Raw genomic sequence first — 14,515 nt, 5'->3', positions numbered from 1 at the left:
ATTTCCTGCTGCGTTTAAGCCTGGATTTCTGAAAGTCTGTCCAGTCCGGCTTTGGTATGGCGGATAAAAATATCTCTGACCGCCTGGATCTCGCCAAGACCTTTCAGAGTACATTTGACAGAATATCCCTCTTTTTCCAGAATACTTTTCCAGGAATCATCGTCCTCTCCGGACATATCATTGGTAGCATGATCACCTGCGACGATCATAAAAGGTGCCAGATGAACATGAGCCGGATGCAGATTTTTTAATTTATCCAGAAAGCTTTCAATGGAGAAATCCCCTTCAACCGTTCCCATATGCATATTGGAATAGCCGAAATGCTTAAACAGTTCGTCCATCTCAGGATAAAGTTCATTGGCAACATGCTCTGTTCCATGTCCCATAAATAAGAGAATTTCATCAGAATCAGGGTGATATTCCTGTGCCATAGCCTGACAGACCTCTTCTTTGTCCTGCTTTGTAATCATCAGAGAATCACAGATAATGACAGAATCGAAATCCTTTTTATGTGCAAGAACTTTTTCTTTCATAGCATCACTCTCAAATCCGGTGATCACATAGGTTGGCTGTACAACGACATTTCGAATTCCGTCCGCTTTCAGCTGGGTCATTGCCTCATCAATATCCATAATGTGGATCCCGTCCCGCTTCTGGAGTTTGGCGCGGATACGGGGACTTGTCCATGCGCGGTATAACGGATATTCCGGAAATGCATGATGCAGGTCAGATTCAATCTGTTCAATTGTTTTTTTTCGTGTTTCTTCATAACTTGTACCGAAGCTGATAACAAGAATTGCTGTTTTTTCAGTTACCCCCATTTTAAATCTCCTTATAATCAGTATATTGGCATTTACCACAACTGCCACTGACAGGTTTTCCGCAAAACAGATGTAGTGGCGGTAAAAGGTAATTGACTGCGCACTCATATAAAAAAGATGTCATGATAATAGACATTGTTTTTTATTATACAGGGAGTTATAGGGAAACACAAGTAAAAGCTAAGATTTTGACGTCTGAGTATCTCTGTATGCAGATGGAGTGACATTCATTTTTTTCTTGAAGCTTGTGCTGAAATAATATTGATTGGCGTAACCGCATTTCATACTGATTTCCTTCAGAGTCATGTTTGTGGCTGTAAGATAACGGCAGGCGGCGTTGATTCGCTGAGTAGTGATATAGTCACTAATACTCACGCCCTGTTTCTTTTTAAAGAGGGCACTCAGATAAGCCGGGCTGACATTGGCTTCGCTGGCGATATCGTTCAGGCACAGAGTATTGCTGGCATAGTTTTCGTCAATATATGAAGTTACAGATTCGCATAATTTCTGGTGATAATCATTCAGAGAAGAATCCAGTTTCCGGCAGAGAAGGCGGCAGAGTTCGTTGAGCCAGCCACATAGTTCTTCTGTGGTATGAAATTCTTCCAGATGATTGTATACATACAGGATCTTTGCTTCCAGATCATGGGTATCCAGGTTTAGTTCATAGAAAAACTTCAGAATCCTTCCAAGCAGAGAGTAGATCTGGATAAATGTGAAACTTTTGGTGCGGAAGTTCTCAGTAAGCCATCTGGAGAAATCCTGAAACCAGGAGTCAATTGCAGAAACATCCTTTTTACACAGAAGGCGGATTAATTCCTCCTCTCTGGAATCGGAGAAATCAGTGGCAGATAAGTCATGTCCAAGAGCCTCACGTCCGTCAAATACGTTCTGGTGTGGGAAAAAGAAACGATAATCCAGTGCATGAACTGCACTTTCATAAGAACGGTTCAGATCCCACAGATCCTGTACAATGGCACCGATTCCGGCATTCAGAACCAGTCCCTGTGAATTGCAGTTATCTACAAGTACAGAAATGATTTTATAGGTAAGCTGGCGAAAATTTCCGGACTGGCAGCCGCTTTGTCCGATCACACACAGATAACCATCAATATCCTGCAGGGGATAAATATAATTTAATTCTGAGGTTTGTTCTGTGATCAGATCACGGAGATTCAGCAGTTCCATCTGAAATTTCTCAATGCCATAGGAATCCCTGAGAGACTGTGCATTTTCCAGTTCAAGAATCACTACGTTATAAAAATCATAATCCAGTTTAAGGTTCAGGTAGTTCAGATAAGGTTTGAGACGATAGGAAGCCTCCTGCCTGGAACGGTGAGTGATATCACGGAAAAATTTTTCGATAAGCAAAGGCCTGCTCTGTTTAAGCAACTGCAGATTTTTCTGCTCACGTTCCATCAGGGCAAAAGCATTTTTTACTTTCTGGATCAGATATGCGTAATCCAGAGGTTTTTCAATATAATCCAATGCACCAAGAAGCAGAGCGCGTCTTGCATATTCAAATTTATCATAGGCACTGATCAGTATGATTTTTACCATTGGATTAATATCCAGTGCTTGCCTGCTCATTGAAATTCCGTCCAGATCCGGCATTTCAATATCTGAGATGATCAAATCTACAGGTTCTTTTTTCATAGCGTCTATCGCAGAGGTTCCGTTGTAGCAGATATGTACGATTTCTGCGTTCAGAACTTCCCAGTCTATGTTCTTTTCAATTCCTTCTGCTGACAGATAATTGTCATCTACAATCATTATTTTCCTCATCTGTATCCTCCATTTGTTGAAATTCAATTGTGACATAGGTACCGTTTCCGGGATGGCTGTCAATACGCACAGAGCCGTTACCGTACAAAGGATTGGAAATGCGGGCGCTTACATTTGAAATTCCAAAATGTTTTTCGTAATTTATGACTTTGTTGTCTATGGCATATCGGAGCTGTTCCAGTGTCTCCGGAGACATTCCGGCTCCATTGTCTTCAATGGATATCACTACGGTATCATCACCGTAGAGTACCTGAATGGAAATAAAAACTTCAGGTGTATCGGCTGAAAGACCGTGCAGGATAGAATTCTCCAGGAATGGCTGTAATGTAAATTTGCAGATCGTGAAATTTTCTATTCCGTCTTCAGCATTGATTTCCCAGTTAAGATTGTCTTTATGGCAGAGTTTCTCCATTTCCAGATATAGGCGGGCAATTTCCAGCTCGTCTTTGATCGGTATCAGTTCTTTTGATTTTCTCAGTGTCAGTCGGTAAAAGGCAGTCAGATTTGTCAGCATCTGATCTGCAATATCCAATTTGCCAAGTGCCTGGCAGGTTCGGATGGTTCCAAGGATATTGTAGAGGAAATGTGGGTTGATCTGTGACTGTAACAGCTGATATTTCAGGCGCTCTTCATTAATGGAGAGACTGACAATAGATTTCAGATTCTGGGCAATTGTGTGCTGCATATCTTCAAAAGTAATCCCCAGATTGTCTATTTCATCATAATTGGAAGTATCAGCCGGATGCGGGAGTGTGATGATGGAAAGGTGCTCCGGATCATGTCCGAGATGAAAGGATTCCATGGCATAGGACAGTGCGGCAATTCTGCTTGTCAGTTTCCTGGAAAAAAAGATTACAATAAAAATAGTCAGCGGCAGAGAAATAATTACAGTGATCAACAGTGTTTTGATCAGTACCTGTGTATTGCTTTTGATATAGTTTTCCGGGATTTCCGTAATATGCAGCCAACCGTTATCCAGAGTGCGGCAGTTATAGTAGATGTCATTGTCTTTAAAGAAGGAATTGGTATTTTCCAGAAACATCTGTTTTATTGAATCTGAAATCCAGGTCTGATTACGGGAAGAATCACTGTGAGCTGCAATTTGTCCCTGTGGTGTCAGAATGTAACTGGAAATTGCGGTATCAGAAGCAGAAGTCTGAAGATACCGGGAAAATTCATCGCAGTCAAGTGCAATACAATAAGCATATTCGAGAACATTGCTGGATTTGTCCTGAAGAGCACGAAAACACAGCAGTGTATTTGCGCTTCTTTTGGAAGCAGATATAACTCTGGGTAAGGTGGTATTTTTCTTTAACAGCCACAGGGAAGAAGAACCTATGGAATGTAATTCAGATTCGCTGATTCCATAATTGAAAAGTTTATCTGTGGAAAAGAAATATATACCCTCATCAGCTCCGGTTTGTTCCGGTTTTAAAAAAACATATATATGAAAGAAATCAAATGTAGATTTATATAATGAAATATTGCTTCTCATGGATGTTAATGCCTGCATGGTGCTAACCTGATCTGGGGAAGAGTGTTCAAAAGCGTACATCTGATACTGGATGGTGTCAGCAACGTTTTCGGTCTGGTTCAGACGGCTGTTAAGCTGAAAAATAAGCTGTTCATCAGACATCAATGCAGAGTTTGTGATTCGGTCTCTGGCAAGATTATAGGAAACATGGTAACTGACCAGTGCAACAAGTGTCAGAGGAAGCAGGGTTGCAACCAGAAAGGCAATCAGGAGTTTTGCCTGAAATGAGGAAAATCTGGAAGGAATCCATTTATGATAATTTATTTTTTTCAAGTTGAGTTTCATTACACATAATACTCCTTATATGAATAGGTTTGATTTTATCAGGTATCTTTTTGAAGATTGCCATATTATACAGCAATTCTGTAAAGATGCAACACAGTGTTCATCTGCTATCTGTATTATAAAAAATCAGAATGAAAAAAACAATAGAACGAAAAATAATATAAATCAATCAAAAGAAATTGTATTTAGTAAAAAGAGTGTTTTTGTTATTCTTTAATTACCAAATAACACAGAACAGTTGATGCGAGAGAACTGTTCGGAAAAGGAGAGAATATGAGGAAAAAAGTGTTAAGTGCAGTTTTAGCTGCAACAATGGTGGCAGGAATGATGGGGAATGTTGTAAGTGTATCAGCAGAGGAGAAATATGATCTTACTTTATACAGCGTTAACACTACTGACCCGGATTTTGATGACTGGCTTGCAAATGTAGAGGAGGCAACAGGTTTAAATATCAATGTTATTGCAGCTCCGACAGATACAGACACACGTCAGCAGAAGATTACAACGATTCTTTCTACAGGAGATTCTTCCGTAGACATTGTCGAAATCAACGATGAAATGAGTGCTGCATTCAAGAATTCCGGATGGCTGGAAGGTCTGAATGACACGGTTATGACAGATGATATCATTGATCAGTTTGCGCAGGGTTATATTCAGGATATGATCACAGATAAGGATGGAAATATTGTAGGAGTTCCGGGATATACAGGATATCTTGCATTTTGGGTAAATCAGGAAATTATGGATGAGGTGGGAATCGAATCCATTGATACAAAAGAAGATTTCATGAAATACATGGAAGCAGTTTCAAAAGATGGACGTTTCGGATACGGCGGTTCCTGGGAAAAGACATATGCATTTAATGAAATTGCACAGTTTGTAAATATGTTTGGCGGTGACTACTTCGACTGGACAAAAGAAGAAAATAAAGAAGCAATTCAGTTCCTTCATGATCTGGTTGCCAACAAAGAAACACCTGTTGATCAGATCGCAGATAAATATGATCAGATGAATCCAAAAATCAATGATGGCAAATACGGATGCTGGTTTATGTGGGGCTTAGGTACGGATTATGCAAAGGCAGATATGCTGGGAGCTGACAAGATCCACATGGCAATGGTACCTGATTTCAGCGGCAATGGAGAGCGAGCAATCTTTACAGATTCCTGGAGCTATGTGCTGAACAGTGCATCCAAAAACAAAGATGCAGCCATTAAATTCCTGCAGTATATGGCAGATGAAGGTGGAATGGAAGCATCCTATAAAGCATTTGACAGATATCCTGCAAGAAAGGATGTTGCAGAAAAAGTTGTTCCGGATACTGATCCTGCAAAAGAAATATACAGCCAGTATGCAGAAGAGTGCAACGTACAGGGACGTCCGTTGGTAGCACAGACAATGGAGTTCATCAGTGATATGGGAACTATCTTCCAGTCCTGCATGAAAGATGAGATCACAGTAGATGAGTTCTGTAAAAAAGCACAGGAAGTCGTTGATACATATCAGTAAAAACGGTATTCGTTTAAAGTCTTTTGAAATACTGACACATAAAAACTGACATAATAAATGAAGGTATAAAGCAGAAAAATCTGCTTTATACCTGTGCTTAAAGATATGAAGGAGGGAGTACCTGTGACAATCAGTAAAAAATCAATGAAATGGATTCCGTGGCTGTTGGTGTTACCTGTGGTTATTATTCGTGGATTTACGACTTTGTATCCGATTTTAATGACAGTTAGAAATAGTTTTTTTGATATTAAAATTCTGTCCGGAATTAATGAATTCTGTGGAATTCAGAATTACCTGAAAATTTTTTCAGATCCCAAAGTGCTTACATCTATACGTTTTACAGTGATTTTTGTAGTAGTATCAATGATATTCCATGTAATATTAGGTGTAGGTCTTGCTCTGATATTAAATATGAAATTTAAGGGACGTCGTTTTCTTCGTACGATTGTACTGATTCCCTGGGCAATGCCGGCAGTTGTTGTAGGTATGGCTGCAAAATGGGCATTTAATAATGATTATGGTCTGATCAATGACTTTATCAGATTGTTTGTCCATGGATACCAGAATAGCTGGCTGATCAATACAGGATCTGCAAGAGCTGCTGTAATTGCCGTGGATCTGTGGAAAGATCTTCCGTTCTTTGCGATTCTTGTATTATCCGGTCTGCAGTTTATTTCGGGTGATATCTATGAAGCCGCAAAAGTAGACGGTGCAAATGGAATCCAGTGTTTCTTCAGAATTACATTACCGTTGATACTGAAAAATGTACTGACTTTATCTATTCCATTTACTTTATGGAGACTGACAACCTTTGATATTGTATATTCTATGACTTCAGGTGGTCCTGGAGAAGATACGGCACTGATCGCATACAGAATCACGACAGAGGCGTTTACAAATCTGAATGTCGGTTATGCATCTGCACTGGCAATGTTACTGTTTGTTGTAATGGCAGTATTCAGCTGGCTGAATATACGTGTTATGAACAAGATTGATAACTAAAGGAGGAAATACCATGAAAAAAGATTCAAGAAAATATAACATATATCATGGTGTAATGGCAGGTGGAAGATGGGTACTGTTTGCAATTGTCTCATTTATTATCCTGTTTCCGGTATATTGGATTTTTATTTCCTCTATTACACCTTCCGGAGAATTATTCAAAACACCGATTGATTATCTGCCGGATCATCCGACACTGGAAAGCTATAAGTTTCTGATCGAGAACGTAGGACTTTTATCAAAAGTGGGAAATACAGTATTGATCGTAGGTCTTACACTGGTTATCAGTACTGTACTCTGTGCAATGGCTGCATACGGATTCTCACGTTTCACTACAAAAGGAATCAATATTGCTTTTGCATTTATTATTGCAACTATGTTAATTCCTGAGGTTGTTACAGCAAGACCATTATATGAGTTTATGCAGAAAGTAAAATTATATGATACATATCCCGGACTGATTTTGCTTTATATCAGTACTGTTATCCCATTTACGGTTCTGATTCTGAGAAACTTTGTGGGGGAAATCCCTATTTCACTGGAAGAGGCAGCAGCGATTGACGGTGCAACTTTTTCACAGAGACTTTTTACAATCGTATTGCCTCTTATGAAACCTGCAATCGCAACTGTATGTATTATCAACTTTATTACCTGCCTGAATAACTTCTTCACACCGTTGTTTTATTCAAATGGTATTCAGGTTCTTTCCGTTGCCATTGTACAGCTTCCACTGCGTGACAACATGTATGGAGTTCCGTGGGATCTGGTAAGTGCAATGGGATGGATCATACTTCTGCCTATCATTATTTTTGTTGCAGTCTTTGAAAAGCAGATCATGGATGGTATAATGGCAGGAGGAGTAAAAGCCTGATTATCTGAATGCTAAGAATATTGGAGGAAAACATTATGTATCAGTCATTTAAAGGTGGACTTGGTGGAATTGCTCTGTCAAAACATGGAAGAAGCCGTGCAATCAATGCAGAGAATCCACACGGAGAAAAAGGTAAAGGCGGAATGGCAGCGAGCCATCTGGGACCGTCCAGAAAAGGAAGTCCCTGCCTGAGAGATATTGAGCCGGGTGCAACTGTAACTCTTGCAGAGATGGAAGGTCCGGGAGAAATCAATCATATTTGGATTACAGTGGATAACAAGACAACAGATGCAGATTGTTTTGTATTGAGAGATCTGGTCATCCGTATGTACTGGGATGATGAGGAAACACCATCTGTGGAAAGTCCTCTCGGAGATTTCTTTTGCTGTGGTTTTGGAAGAGAGTGTATTGTAAATTCTGTCCCAATGGCAGTGGTGCCAAGCAGAGGATTTAACTGTTACTTCCCGATGCCGTTTAAGAAAAAAGCAAAAATTACTCTGGAAAATCAGCATGCAAATAAAATTCCGGCATTTTTCTATCAGGTAGATTACTGTCTGTATGATGAGCTTCCGGATGATATTACTTATTTCCATGCACAGTGGAGGCGAGAGCGACTGACAGAGAAGCAGAAAGATTATACAATCCTTGACGGAGTAAAAGGAAAAGGTCATTATGTAGGAACTTATATTGCACTTACCACACTGGAACGTTACTGGTGGGGCGAAGGTGAAATGAAATTCTATATTGACGGTGATGATGAATATCCCACAATCTGCGGAACCGGAACAGAAGATTATTTTGGAGGCTCCTGGAGTTTTGCAAAGCAGGTGGACGGAAAGACTGTGGAACAAAATTATAATACACCATATCTGGGCTACCCATACTATTCTGCTCATGATGAGCTGATCCATAATTTCTATCATAATGATGACTGTCCGCCGATGAGAGGTTTCTATCGCTGGCATATTCAGGATCCGATTTGTTTTGATGAGGATCTGCGTGTGACCATTCAGCAGATTGGAGTAGGTTACAGAGGATTATTTGAACGTCAGGATGATGTGGCAAGCGTGGCTTACTGGTATCAGACACACCCACATGCACCGTTTGCACCATTGATGTCAAAAGAGGACAGATGGCCAAGATAAAAAACAGAGGTGAAATGCTTGAAAAAAAGTGTTGTAATTTTCATAACTGCAGTATGTTTGCTTATTACAGGATGTGGAGATACGGGGAGCTTATCTAAGCTCCCCTCATCGTCGTTTCACGAAGACAAACAAAAGCTGACAATCATGCATATTGATGCAGATAATAAAAGATTTCAGGATTTTATCGAGGAAACAGAAAAAAAACTTGATATGGAAATCACTGTGGAAAAATGTCCGTCCAATGCGGATAATCGGCAGGCAAAAATATCCACGATCCTGGCTTCGGGGGACAAAAATATTGATTTGATTTCCGTGAATGATGAGATGATTTCTGAGTTTAAGCATAAGGGATATCTGGAACCACTGGAAAAAAACGTTATGACAGAAGAAGTAAGAGACAGCTTTCCGCAGAAGTATCTGGAAAGCATTTGTGAAGAGAATGGACATATATATTCTGTCCCTTTTCAGATGGATATTATGATGTTCTGGGTAAATCAGGAGTTGCTGAAACAGGCAGGACTCGATGAGATAAAGAATACCGGTGATTTTGATATTCTGCAGAAGAGTTTGAAAAATCCGGATCAGTACGCTTATGGAGATGCATGGGAAAATACATATGTTTATAACAGTCTTTCGCAATTTGTGAATTTCTGGGGTGGCGATTATTTCGACTGGATTGATCCGAAAACCAAAGATGCAGCCAGATATATGAAAAGTATGCTGGATGAGAAAAATACATCGCCTGCACAGTTTGTAGATCAGTATGAGCAGATGGAAGAGAAATTTATCAGGGGAAAATATGGATGTGTTTTTATGTATACGAGTGCTCTGGGTACATTTCTTGATGCTGATGTATATGGGAAAAATAAAATACATATGGCACCGCTTCCCGTGCTTCATAAGAAAAAAGCCACTAATATTGCAACCTGGCAGTATGTTTTGAACAATGCTTCAGAAAATAAAGATGCAGCTGTCAGATTTCTTCAGTATGCAGCCGGTTATGAAGGCAGTACTGAATATGCAAAAATAATGAAAAGTTATCCTGCCAGAGTGGATGTGATCGAAAATGAGGATATTGATCTGGAAGGAATAGATATGATACGGAAATATCTCCGGGAATATACATTGAATGCACGTCCGTTATGTGAAAATTCCATGGGTGCTGTCTCAGATATGGGAAAACTGTTTCAGGGATATGTTCTTGGGCAATGTGAAGAGGACAGTTTCTTTGAGCAGGCACAAAATTGTATAAATACTTACTATTAAAAAGGCATCTTCGGATGTCCTTTTTAGTTGCGGATTTTTGATGCCGGATTTATAATAACAATAACAATGACAACAGGAGGCAGCTTCATGCAGAATCAACAACCATCAACTTTAAAGGAAATACGCGTCCATGGTACACAGGACTTTCCCTGTGCGTTCTATCAGACAGGAACAAGGATAAAAGGGAATATGGTGAAACACCACTGGCATGAAGAAGTAGAACTGCTTTATTTTTCGGGTGGAGAGTTCTGTCTGGAAGTAAATATGGAACGTTTCAACATTTCAGAGGAATGTTTTTATTTTATTAATCCCGGGGAACTTCACAGTATTTCTGTTGAAAAAAACGGTGGCTGTGTGGAAAATGCGGTGGTTTTTCATATGGATATGCTAAGTTCCGCATATGCTTTGGATCACATCCAGACCAATCTGATCCAGCCTGTACAAAATGGCAGTATCCAGTTTCCAAGATGCCTGCGAAAGAATGAACCGGCATTTGAACCGGTAAGAAAATCTTATGAAGAAATCCGTAATGTATTTGGTGGAGATTCCTTCCATGATAATTATTATGACGGCGAAGCGGTTACGGATGATATCACCCGGCAGTTGTTTATCAAATCAGCGCTGCTTCGGATTCTGGCAGTTCTGTCTGCGAATAATCTGTTTGAGGTAACGGAGAAGAATCATGACCACAGAATTGAGACGATCAAGACAACACTGACTTACATACAGGAGAATTACAAAGAGAAAATTTATATACGTGACCTGGCAGGACTGATCGGGATGAATGAGCAGTATTTCTGCAGATTTTTCAAGAAGGTGATCGGGCGTTCGCCTATGGAATATGTGAATGAGTACAGGATAAAAAGGGCCATTCATTATCTGAAGGAGTCTGATCTTACAGTTACGGAAATCTGTCTGGAATGTGGATATAATAATCTGGGAAATTTTCTGAGAGAGTTCAGAAAATATACGTCAACAACGCCGTTGCAGTACCGCAGACATTCATTGCAGGAAATACAGAACTAAAAGGTTACTGTTCATACACCACGTTACTGAGAACGGAGTGAACATTAACGCTAAAAGTCAAAATATCGTATTTTTATATCAAAATAGGATAAGACAGACACAGAGAAAACAGCTATAATCGTGTTTAACCGAATCAGATAAGTTCCCTGTGGAGGTGTGAAAAGCAACAGGCAGGGATGAGAAAATGAAAAACAGGATTTATAAGAATTCTATAAAAACACAGGAGGATTTTTACAATGGTAAAGAAATGGTGGAATGAAAAAGTTGCTTATCAGATTTACCCGAAGAGTTTTTATGATACCAATGGAGACGGAATTGGAGATCTGAGAGGTGTTATTGAGAAGCTTGATTATCTGAAAGATCTGGGAGTTGATATTATCTGGCTTTCCCCCTGCTACCGCTCTCCGTTAGCTGATCAGGGATATGATATTTCAGATTATTATGATATTGATCCTCGCTTCGGAACCATGGCAGATATGGATGAACTGATTGCTGAGGCTAAGAAGAGAGATATGTACATTCTGATGGATCTTGTTGTAAACCATTGTTCTGATGAACATGAATGGTTTAAAAAAGCATGTGAGGATCCGGATGGTAAATATGGTAATTTCTTCTATCTGCGTGACAAGAAAGAAGGAGAACTTCCAACTAACTGGCGTTCTTATTTCGGCGGACCTGTATGGGAAGATCTTCCCGGAACAAATAAACAGTATCTGCATGTTTTCCATAAGAAACAGCCCGATCTGAACTGGGAGAACCCGGAAGTAAGGGAAGAAGTTTATAAGAATATCAACTGGTGGCTGGATAAAGGTCTTGGTGGATTCCGTATTGATGCGATTATCAATATCAAGAAAGCACTTCCGATGCATGACTATGAGCCGGATCGTGAAGACGGTCTTTGCAGTATCAGGAAGATGCTGAAAGAAGCAAAGGGAATCGGTGACTTCCTTGGCGAGATGAGAGACCGCACCTTTAAGAAATACGATGCATTCTCTGTCGGTGAAGTTTTCGATGAGAAGGATGAAGAGATTCCGGATTTCATCGGCGATAATGGATATTTCTCCAGTATGTTTGACTTCGAAGAGACTATCTGGGGGGCATCTGACAAGGGATGGTATGACTGCAAACAGATTACTCCGGATGCCTACAAGAAATGTTGCTTTACAACACAGAGAAAAATTGGCGATATCGGATTTGTTTCCAATATTATTGAAAATCATGACGAGCCTCGTGGTGTCAGCAGATATATCCCGGAAGGTGACTGCTGTGACGCAAGTAAGAAGATGCTTGGCGGTCTGAACTTTATGCTTCGCGGACTTCCGTTTATCTACCAGGGACAGGAACTTGGTATGGAGAATGTGAAGTTTGAATCTATTGATCAGGTAGATGATATTTCCAGTCTGGATGAGTACAAGGTAGCTCTGGAAGCAGGATGTACACCTGAGGAAGCACTGAAAGCTGTTTCCAGATTCAGCCGCGATAATGCCAGAACACCGATGCAGTGGACAGATGGTGAGAATGCAGGATTTACAACAGGTAAACCATGGCTGAAGGTTAATGCGAATTATACAAAGATCAATGCAGAGAGCCAGATGAATGATCCGGAATCTGTGAGAAGTTTCTATAAGAAACTTATCGCACTGCGTAAGAATCCGGAATACAAAGAGACTGTTGTTTACGGAGAACTGGAACCTGTATGGGAAGATGTACATAATCTGATGGCATACTATCGTAAAGGGGATAAGACTCTTCTTGTAGTTGGTAATTACCAGAAAGAGCCACAGACCATTGAACTTGCAGGAGAGTGCAGGAAGGTTCTGATCAATAACTATGACAATGTAGCTATGGATGGAAATAAGATTGAACTGCAGGGTTATCAGTTCCTTGTTATTGAGATGTAGCAGAAGAAAAAAGAACGGAAATCCAGGTATGAGTACTTGGATTTTCGTTCTTTTTGTATCCATGAATTATAGCAATCTTCTATAGCAATCCTCATAAATAATGCGTATTGCTCCCGGCTCATCAGAGCGTGAAATCCCGCGACAGATATCCCTGAGTGCCTTATAAAGCTGAACTGTCATCGGAGGAATCATCTTCAGGGGGATTCAGAATCTTTACGCTGTCGCGTACTACAAGTCTGACCGGAAGAGAAAGATTCGTTGTTTTTGGATTCCAGCCATCGATCATTTTGAACAGATATTCTGCGGCAATGGTTCCGCGCGAAAAGATATCCTGATGAATAGTGGTGAGTGAAGGACAAGCAAGCTGCGCATACAGATTATCATCAAATCCGGTGATGGAGAGATCTTCCGGAAAGCGGATCCCTTTGGCTTTGAGATATTTCATCAGGGTAACTGCGTAATAATCGGAACAACACATAAAGGCAGTGAACTTGTGTGCGACTGCATAAATCTCCTCCATACTTCCCTGACGTTCATATTTGGAAGGGCGGATCACAATCAGATTATCCAGATCAATATCCAGTCCGTATTCCTGAAGTGCCCGCTGATGTCCGGTGTATCGGATATAGTCTACACCTTCCATATTGTCGGCAAGAAAGGCAATTTTTCTGTGACCGCAGTTAAGAAGATATTTTGTCATCAGGTATCCGCCCTCTTCATCGTCAAGACCGATATTAACGTATCTGGCAATATTTTTTGGAGTGTAACTGTCGATAAGGACAGCAGGCTTTTTGTATTTGCTTCTGATTTTGAGATAATCGTCGTGGAGCATACCGATGAGGATCAGTCCTTCGGTGTTCCAGCTCACCACATTGCGCACGATTTCGTCAATATCTTCAGAAGTATAAAGCATCATATAATATCCACGTTCACGAATAGCAGCTTCCAGAGATCCAAGTAATTCGCCATGAAATGGATCTGTGAAGATATTATCGTATTTATCTTTTTTCCTTTTTAATACAATTCCGATGAGTCTGGAATGATTCTGTGCGAGATTTTTTGCATTCATATTTGGGACGTAATCATATTCGTCCAGAAGTTTCTGAACTTTCTCAGCAGTTTTCTGAGAAACTTCGCTGGTTTTTCCATTAATGACATTTGATACTGTGGTGGTACTGATTCCAAGCATCTCTGCCATTTCTTTAATTGTTATCATGTGAGATTCACCTCAATACAAAAATATATAAATATATTATCACATTGGGATATGAAAATGCAAGTGTTGCACAAAAAAGTTTGAATAAAATAAAAGAAAATTGTAACTGTTGCTCATAAGTCGTTTGGGAGAGAGCAATAATAATTAAAAAATG

Annotated in this window: 11 protein-coding genes; 7 read left to right on the top strand and 4 right to left on the bottom strand. The window is 40.0% G+C overall.

From position 1 onward, the window contains the following. Positions 1-14: 14 nt before the first annotated feature. The 3 genes from AC075L_RS13700 to AC075L_RS13690 form a co-directional block, all read right to left on the bottom strand. Positions 15-821, bottom strand: coding sequence for a sirohydrochlorin cobaltochelatase (locus tag AC075L_RS13700; RefSeq protein WP_118408806.1), 807 nt, complete (start codon positions 819-821; stop codon positions 15-17). A 180-nt stretch (positions 822-1,001) separates the two neighbouring features. Beyond that, positions 1,002-2,606 carry an AraC family transcriptional regulator gene (locus AC075L_RS13695; RefSeq protein WP_368185615.1) on the bottom strand — a complete coding sequence of 535 codons (1,605 nt, stop codon included), beginning with the start codon at positions 2,604-2,606 and terminating at the stop codon, positions 1,002-1,004. Further along, complete coding sequence (locus AC075L_RS13690; protein ID WP_243099430.1) at positions 2,581-4,425, bottom strand: sensor histidine kinase; 1,845 nt, start codon at positions 4,423-4,425, stop codon at positions 2,581-2,583. The genes AC075L_RS13695 and AC075L_RS13690 overlap by 26 nt, the downstream gene beginning before the upstream one ends. A gap of 273 nt (positions 4,426-4,698) precedes the next feature. Here AC075L_RS13690 and AC075L_RS13685 point away from each other — a divergent pair, with 273 nt between their 5' ends. The 7 genes from AC075L_RS13685 to AC075L_RS13655 all read left to right on the top strand — a co-directional run bounded on the left by AC075L_RS13685 (position 4,699) and on the right by AC075L_RS13655 (position 13,145). Further along, positions 4,699-5,934, top strand: coding sequence for an ABC transporter substrate-binding protein (locus AC075L_RS13685; protein ID WP_055200020.1), 1,236 nt, complete (start codon positions 4,699-4,701; stop codon positions 5,932-5,934). Between the two features lie 105 nt (positions 5,935-6,039). Beyond that, positions 6,040-6,936, top strand: a complete 897-nt coding sequence (locus AC075L_RS13680) for a carbohydrate ABC transporter permease (RefSeq protein ID WP_008705747.1) — start codon at positions 6,040-6,042, stop codon at positions 6,934-6,936. A gap of 13 nt (positions 6,937-6,949) precedes the next feature. Then, entirely contained in the window at positions 6,950-7,807 is an 858-nt protein-coding gene (locus tag AC075L_RS13675) for a carbohydrate ABC transporter permease (protein WP_022381105.1), read from the top strand. 35 nt (positions 7,808-7,842) lie between these two features. Continuing rightward, positions 7,843-8,952, top strand: coding sequence for a glycoside hydrolase family 172 protein (locus AC075L_RS13670; RefSeq protein ID WP_055200019.1), 1,110 nt, complete (start codon positions 7,843-7,845; stop codon positions 8,950-8,952). Between the two features lie 144 nt (positions 8,953-9,096). Then, positions 9,097-10,218, top strand: coding sequence for an ABC transporter substrate-binding protein (locus AC075L_RS13665; RefSeq protein ID WP_243099429.1), 1,122 nt, complete (start codon positions 9,097-9,099; stop codon positions 10,216-10,218). Between the two features lie 87 nt (positions 10,219-10,305). Continuing rightward, positions 10,306-11,244 carry an AraC family transcriptional regulator gene (locus tag AC075L_RS13660; protein WP_118408802.1) on the top strand — a complete coding sequence of 313 codons (939 nt, stop codon included), beginning with the start codon at positions 10,306-10,308 and terminating at the stop codon, positions 11,242-11,244. 236 nt (positions 11,245-11,480) lie between these two features. Next, the gene (locus tag AC075L_RS13655) at positions 11,481-13,145 is read left to right on the top strand and encodes an alpha-glucosidase (RefSeq protein WP_008705741.1); all 1,665 of its coding nucleotides are present in this window, start codon (positions 11,481-11,483) and stop codon (positions 13,143-13,145) included. Between the two features lie 160 nt (positions 13,146-13,305). Here AC075L_RS13655 and AC075L_RS13650 read toward each other — a convergent pair whose 3' ends face one another. Next, positions 13,306-14,361, bottom strand: coding sequence for a LacI family DNA-binding transcriptional regulator (locus AC075L_RS13650; protein ID WP_118408800.1), 1,056 nt, complete (start codon positions 14,359-14,361; stop codon positions 13,306-13,308). Positions 14,362-14,515 lie beyond the last annotated feature (154 nt).

Source organism: Blautia sp. ZXY-1-B12 (genome assembly GCF_056339915.1).
Note: the sequence above shows the minus strand (reverse complement) of the source record. Positions and strands in the feature narration are given on the sequence as shown.